Raw genomic sequence first — 6,431 nt, 5'->3', positions numbered from 1 at the left:
CCCCTGAAGGGGTTGCTGAAGATGATGCCGGGCGTCGACGCGCGAATGCTGGACCAGGCGGACGTCGACCCCAGGCGGGTGAGGCACCTGGAGGCGATCATCCTCTCGATGACGCCGGAAGAGCGGCGGCGGCCGGAGATCCTCAACGGGTCGCGCCGGGCGCGGATCGCGAAGGGATCGGGGCGGCCGGTGCACGAGGTGAACCGGCTCCTCAAGCAGTTCCGCGAAATGCGGAAGATGATGAAGCAGATGGGCAAGCTCATGCCGGGGATGATGCCGGGAGGTCCCGGCGACCTCGGCCAACTGGGCAAAGGACTGGGCAAAGGACTGGGCAAGGGACTGGGCAGAGGACTGGGCTAGGGAACCGGGCTAGGGACTGGGCTAGGCCGGACCCGGGCAGATCAGGGAGACAATCGGAGAACTGAATGGCGACGACAATCAGACTCAAGCGGCGTGGGGCGAAGAAGGCGGCCTCGTTCCGCATCATCGTGACGGATTCGCGGGAAGGGACATCGGGCGCGTCGATCGAGCGCCTCGGGCTCTACAACCCGCGCACGCAGCCGTCGCTCGTGCGGATCAACGCCGCGCGCACGCTGCACTGGCTCAACGAGGGCGCGCAGCCGACGGACACGGTGCGCTCGCTCCTGCGGAAGACGGGTGTCTGGAAGCAGTTCCACGACGGCGTGGATCCGGGATCGCTCGAGACGGCGATCGTCGAGATCGGCCCGCCGCCAGGGCAGCGCGGCACGTCGCAGCGCCCGAAGCCGAGCGCCGAGGCCCCGCCGGAGCCCGAGCCCGAGCCCCCCGCGGCCGAGAAGGCTGCCCCGGCCGAAGCGGAGGCGGCGACCGAAGCGGAGGTGGAGGCTGCGCCGGAAGCGGAAGCAGCGCCCGAGGCCGAGACGGCTGCGGAGGCCGAAGCCGCGGCTCCGGCGGACGGGGCGTCCGACGATGCGGACGACGGCGCAGCTGGAGCGGACGACGACGCCGGTGAGGCGGACGACGCCGGCGACGAGGCGAAAGCCGGCGCCGACGCCGACTAGCCTCGCTTCCACCATGTCCGACGCGCCCGTGATCGTGGCCCGCATCGCCCGGCCGCACGGGATCCGCGGCGGGCTGCTGCTCGAACCCGAAACCGACCACGCCGAGGCGCTCTTCCAGGCGGGTCGCCGACTCCATCTCATCGACGCGCGCGCGGACACGGGCGGGCGCACGGACGCGACCGCGCGGGCGGAGCAGCGGGCGGACCACCGGGCGGGCGGGGCGTCCCCGCCCCGGGCGCTCACGCTGGAGACCGCGCGGCTCCACGGCGGGCGGTGGCTCGTCGAGGTGCGCGAGGTGGCGGACCGCACCGTGGCCGAGCGGCTCCGCGGCGCGCGCCTGGCGGTCCCCCGCGATGAGCTTCCGGAGCTGCCGGACGGGGGCTATCTGCTGCACGATCTGATCGGCATGTCGGTGTGCGAAGGAGACACGGCGATCGGTGTGATCCGGGAGGTGTACGATCAGCCGGGCGCGCCGCTCCTCGCGCTCGACGTTGACGGCCGCGAGCGGCTGGTCCCGTTTGAGGCGGAACTTGTCGTGCACCTGGACTTCGAGGCCGGCGAGGTCCACATGAAGCTCCCCGCCGGCCTGCTCGACATCTGACGCGAACGCGGAAACGCCGATGCGAATCAACGTCCTCACGATCTTCCCGGACTACCTAGAGGGCCCGCTCGGCCTCTCGATCCCGGGCCGCGCCCGCGAGGCGGGGCTCGTCGACTACCGGCTCATCGACGTGCGCGCGTACGCGACGGATCGCCACCGGACGACGGATGACGAGCCGTTCGGAGGCGGAGGCGGGATGGTGATGAAGCCCGAGCCCTTCGAGGCCGCGCTCACGGCGCTGGACCGCCCGGGGCGCGTGATCTCGCTTTCTCCGCGCGGACGGCCGTTCGACCACGAGACGGCGGTGCGCTTCGCGCTCGAGTCCGACCTCACGCTGTTGTGCGGGCGCTACAAGGGGATCGACGAGCGGGTCGTCGACGCCTGGGTGGACGAGGAGGTCTCGATCGGCGACTACGTCCTCAGCGGCGGCGAGCCGGCCGCGCTCGTCGTCATCGACGCCGTGGTGCGCCTCCTGCCCGGGGCGCTCGGCGATCACGATTCGGCCTCCTCCGACTCGTTCTACGAGGGGCGCCTCTCCGCCCCCGCCTACACGCGGCCCGCCGAGCACGGCGGCCGATCAGCGCCGGACGTGCTCCGGTCGGGTGATCACGCCCGCATCGAACGCTGGCGCGCCGCGCGGGCCGATGAGGCGACACGACGCCGCCGTCCCGACCTCCTCGACCTCGACGCCGCCGACTGATATAATGTAGGGCTGTGGCCGTACCCATCGTCACATCGCCGCTACCCTCCCGTGACGCAGATGGATACGCTGCCCGAAACGCACTTGGAGACGCAGCGAACAAGGATAGACGAACGATGGATCCCAGAATCGCCGGTATCGAGGAGGGATATAAGCGCACGGACCTCCCGGCCTTCGCGCCGGGAGACACGGTGCGCGTTCGCGTACGCGTGAAGGAAGGCCAGAAGGAGCGCGTACAGCCGTTCGAGGGCGTCTGCATCGGTCGTCGCGGGGCCGGGGTCAACGCGACATTCACGTTGCGGCGGATCTCCGGCGGCGTCGGCGTCGAGCGGATCTTCCCCCTCCACTCCCCGTGGATCGTGGGGCTCGAAGTCGTTCGGCGGGGCGATGTCCGGCGGGCCAAGCTCTACTATCTGCGCAACCGCCGCGGCAAGCGGGCCCGGGTGCCAGAACGAAAGTGGTGGCTCGACAAGAAGCAGGAAGGCTGACACCGGCGACGCCCGCTCCAGAGGCGTCTCCGAAAGCGCCGGCCACGGCGCCGCTCGACTACGAGGAGGAGGGCTGGGCTTCCGGCCTCCGCGTCGTGGTCGGGATCGACGAGGCCGGGATGGGTCCGGTGGCGGGTCCCGTGATGGTGGGCGCCGTGGCGCTCCACCCGGGACAGCGGTTCGAGGGGTGTACGGACAGCAAGCAGGTCTCTCCCTCCCGCCGCGAGGCACTCGCCCGCCGCATCCGCGCGGAGAGTCTTGCCTGGCGCGTGGCCGCCGCCTCCACCCGCGAGATCGAACGCCTCAACGTCCGGGCCGCGACCATCGTCGCCATGCGCCGCGCGCTCGATCGTCTCGCGCTTCCGGCGGAACTCGTGCTCGTGGACGGCAACCCGGTCCCGGAACTCGGCGAGCACCGCTCGATCGTCGGGGGAGACCGGGCTTCGCACTCCATCGCCTGCGCCTCGATCCTCGCGAAGGTCACGCGCGACCGCCTCATGCGGCGCCTCGACGCGCGATACCCGCTCTACGGCTGGGCGTCCAACAAGGGGTACCGGACCCGCGCGCACATGGAAGCGATCCGGCGGCACGGTCCGACCCCGCACCACCGGATCACCTTCCAGGGCGTCCTGCAGACCGAACTGGAGTTCACTCCGGAGCCGGACCCGGAGCCGGACCCGACGCGCGATCCGCAGCGCGATCTCCAGCGGGATCCGGAAGCGTGAGCACCGGCGGCGTGCCGGGGCTCGCATCGCCTCCGTACCACGTGGCCATGACCGTCTCCGCCGGCTTTCCCTGCGGCGAGTAGTCGGTCGCGATCCACTCCCCCGCCGGCGATCCCGCGTACCACTTCCACGCGAAGCCGCCGGCGAACCAGGGACGGTCCCACCACACGCGGAAGAGCGCTTCGTACGCCCCGGACTGCGCCTCGTAGTTCGCCGGCACGCCCCGCGCGCGGCGTCCCTCCGGCAGCTCCCACTGGCGGCCCGCCGCGCCGTCGACGCTGCGATACCCGTACTCGGCGAAGAGGATCGGCTTGCCCGTGGCGACGGCGACCTCGCGCAGCTCCTCGCTCCACGGCTCCCACGCCTCGACGAGCATCTCCACGTCCGGCGTGGCGTCGTCGGCGAGCGGGAAGTAGGCGTCCACGCCCACGAGGTCGAGCGCGTCCCAGAACTCGATCCGCGCGTACTTGTCCCAGTTCGCCGCATAGGTGAGGCGGCCGCCGTAGATCGCCCGCACCTCCTCGATGAGCGACCGCCAGTAGTCGGGCCGCGCGAGCGCCACGAGATCGACCTCCGTCCCCACGCTGAACATCTCCACGTCCATCGAGTCGGCGACGTGCGCGAACCGGAGGATGTACTCCCGGTATCCCGAGAGGAACATCTCCCAGTCCTCCTCCGTGTCGGGCTCGAACTCGCCCGGCCAGCCCTGTCCGCGCACCCAGAGGTGCGGCTTGAGGAGGACGGAGAGCCGGCTCTCCCTTGCGTACTCGATGGTCTTCGCGATCCCCTCCGTCCTCTCCCCCCAGAACTGGCGTTCGCGGTCGAACGCGACGCGCGGCTGGGCGGGATCCACGAAGGCGTAGGGGACGACGGCGACCCAGTTTGCCCCCGTCAGCGAAGCGCGGACGAGCGCATCCGGCGCCATCTCGCGCCGCGGGGCGGAGAAGGAGACGCCGCGGATCTTCTGTTCCGGCCCGATGTGCGCCGCTGCGGCGACCGGCCGGCCGGATTCGGCCCGGTCGCTCCCCGCTCCGGCTGCGCCGCAACCGGCGAGGACGGGCAACGCGGCCAACGCCGCGAACAGCACGCGGGCGGCCAATCTCTTCGTTTTCATCTATACCATCGTGCCTTTCGGCAATCTGAATCTCAACACGTCCGCGACCCTTGCCATGCGAGCCGCGACCCTACTCTCTACGAGTCGCGACCTCGTGTCGGGTTCACGCCCCGGGTGGCCGCGACGTCACACCTGCCCGGTCGCGTCGTAACACTTGAACGAATCCCGGGCGGGGGGTTTCTTGTGCCCATGAGTACACTCGGAAACGAGGCCCCATTCGACTTCGACGGCGCGTACGGCGGCGACTACGAGTACATCGCCCGCACGGTAATACCCGGCTACCTGAGCTCGTTCCGACAGGCGCTTGCCCTCCTCGGGGGACGCGTGGGTCCGAGTCCGCGGGTGCTGGTCGTCGGGGCCGGAACCGGCATCGAGTTGGTCACCTTCAAGACGGCGCGACCCGGCTGGCGGCTGACTGGCGTCGACCCATCGGGCCAGATGATCGACATCGCCAGGCACCGGACGCGGGAGGCCGGCGTGGGAGACGGCGTCCGACTCGTCCATGGACACGTCGCCGACCTCGACGAGGACGGCTTCGACGCCGCGACCTGCTTCAACGTCATGCACTTTCTCCCGGACGACGGCGCGAAGCAGACGCTCCTGCGCAACATCGCCCGCCGCCTCGCGCCCGGCGCCCCCTTTCTGCTGTTCGAACTCCACGGCGACCGGAACGGCCCCCGCTTCGACGAACTCTTCGCGGCGTGGAGCCGGTACTGGGAGATCCAGGGGATGGGAGAGGCGGAGCGGGCCGCGTTCCGGGGGAAAATCGACGAGGGCATCCACTGGGCGTCGGAGGCCCGCATCCTCGAGCTGCTGGCCGGGGCCGGATTCGAGGACACGTGGCGCTACTACCGCGCGCTCCTCTACGGCGGCTGGATCTCGCGCCGCCCTCGGTAGGGTCGCCGCCGCGCCAGACGTTCCCGCGGGAACGCGGTTCAGTCCTCCCGTTCGAGTTCGGGGAAGTAGCTGGAGAAGAATCCACGGTCCCGGGTTAGAAAGCGGTCGGCGGCGGCCACGGCGTGGGCGCCGATCAGAAAGTCCGTGATGATCCGGTCCCGGGCCCCTCCGGATTGGCGATACTGTCCCCAGCGCCGCCCCGCATCGTGGGCCATGCCCGCATCGATTGGAGATACGACGACGTTGACCTCGCGCAGAGCCCGGTCCAGCGCCTCCCGGTCCGGGAACGCGGGCGTCAACTCGGCGTACACGACGTGAGAGACGATGATCGCCCCGGCGTCATATGCCTCCACCAGCCACTCCCGCGAGGTGCGGCCGTGACGGTCGTCCGGAAGGAAGATGTCGAGGAGGACGCTCGTATCCACCGCCGTGATCATCGGCCCCGAATCGCCTCGATGTAGTCGTCCGTGTTCCCGCCCGTCCCCAGGATGCCGTACACCCGGTCCACGGGGTGCCCGGCGGCCGTTCTCTTTCGAATGAGAAGGCCCCCTTCCGTTGGAACGAGTTCGACTTCGACGTTGTGATTCATGCCGAAACGGTCTCTCAGCTTCTTGGGGATCGTGATCTGCCCCCGCTCCGATATGCGCATGTTCCGCGTCCAGCGATTCGAGGTATGAAAATTGACGACAGAAAATCATATTTTAACATCCGTACCTTGGGCAAGGGTGGGGCCGGGGCGCAGACGACGGGCCGGCCAGCCCACAGGCGACGGGACCGGCGAGCCCACAGGCGACGGCCCGGCCAGGCGTTGCCTGACGTCGAGTGTTCAGGCAGCATGATGGAGAGGAGGATCAACGAAGGATCAA

Annotated in this window: 10 protein-coding genes; 7 read left to right on the top strand and 3 right to left on the bottom strand. The window is 70.0% G+C overall.

The window, feature by feature from the left end; genetic code table 11:
* The 6 genes from OXN85_08900 to OXN85_08875 all read left to right on the top strand — a co-directional run.
* Positions 1-360, top strand: a 360-nt coding sequence (locus tag OXN85_08900) for a signal recognition particle protein (GenBank protein MCY3600076.1), incomplete at its 5' end; no start/stop codon positions are given.
* Positions 361-425: 65 nt separating this feature from the next.
* Entirely contained in the window at positions 426-1,040 is a 615-nt protein-coding gene (gene rpsP, locus OXN85_08895; protein MCY3600075.1) for a 30S ribosomal protein S16, read from the top strand.
* Positions 1,041-1,053: 13 nt separating this feature from the next.
* Entirely contained in the window at positions 1,054-1,641 is a 588-nt protein-coding gene (gene rimM, locus OXN85_08890) for a ribosome maturation factor RimM (GenBank protein MCY3600074.1), read from the top strand.
* A gap of 19 nt (positions 1,642-1,660) precedes the next feature.
* Complete coding sequence (gene trmD / locus OXN85_08885) at positions 1,661-2,341, top strand: tRNA (guanosine(37)-N1)-methyltransferase TrmD (protein MCY3600073.1); 681 nt, start codon at positions 1,661-1,663, stop codon at positions 2,339-2,341.
* Between the two features lie 116 nt (positions 2,342-2,457).
* Positions 2,458-2,829 carry a 50S ribosomal protein L19 gene (rplS, locus tag OXN85_08880; protein ID MCY3600072.1) on the top strand — a complete coding sequence of 124 codons (372 nt, stop codon included), beginning with the start codon at positions 2,458-2,460 and terminating at the stop codon, positions 2,827-2,829.
* On the top strand, positions 2,802-3,554 hold the full coding sequence (locus OXN85_08875) for a ribonuclease HII (protein MCY3600071.1): 753 nt from the start codon (positions 2,802-2,804) through the stop codon (positions 3,552-3,554). The genes rplS and OXN85_08875 overlap by 28 nt, the downstream gene beginning before the upstream one ends.
* On the opposite strand, the gene OXN85_08870 is transcribed toward OXN85_08875, so the two are convergent.
* Positions 3,478-4,668 carry a hypothetical protein gene (locus OXN85_08870; protein MCY3600070.1) on the bottom strand — a complete coding sequence of 397 codons (1,191 nt, stop codon included), beginning with the start codon at positions 4,666-4,668 and terminating at the stop codon, positions 3,478-3,480. The genes OXN85_08875 and OXN85_08870 overlap by 77 nt on opposite strands.
* Before the next feature lie 189 nt (positions 4,669-4,857).
* Between OXN85_08870 and OXN85_08865 the strand changes: the two genes are divergently transcribed.
* Positions 4,858-5,565: a class I SAM-dependent methyltransferase gene (locus OXN85_08865; GenBank protein MCY3600069.1), complete on the top strand. Its 708-nt coding sequence runs from the start codon at positions 4,858-4,860 to the stop codon at positions 5,563-5,565.
* A gap of 38 nt (positions 5,566-5,603) precedes the next feature.
* Here OXN85_08865 and OXN85_08860 read toward each other — a convergent pair whose 3' ends face one another.
* Positions 5,604-6,002: a PIN domain-containing protein gene (locus OXN85_08860; GenBank protein ID MCY3600068.1), complete on the bottom strand. Its 399-nt coding sequence runs from the start codon at positions 6,000-6,002 to the stop codon at positions 5,604-5,606.
* Positions 5,999-6,214, bottom strand: coding sequence for an AbrB/MazE/SpoVT family DNA-binding domain-containing protein (locus OXN85_08855; GenBank protein ID MCY3600067.1), 216 nt, complete (start codon positions 6,212-6,214; stop codon positions 5,999-6,001). Before OXN85_08855 ends, OXN85_08860 begins: the two co-directional genes overlap by 4 nt.
* Between the last annotated feature and the right edge of the window lie 217 nt (positions 6,215-6,431).

This window comes from Candidatus Palauibacter australiensis (assembly GCA_026705295.1).
Classification (GTDB): domain Bacteria; phylum Gemmatimonadota; class Gemmatimonadetes; order Palauibacterales; family Palauibacteraceae; genus Palauibacter; species Palauibacter australiensis.
This window is presented reverse-complemented; position numbering and strand designations above follow the sequence as displayed.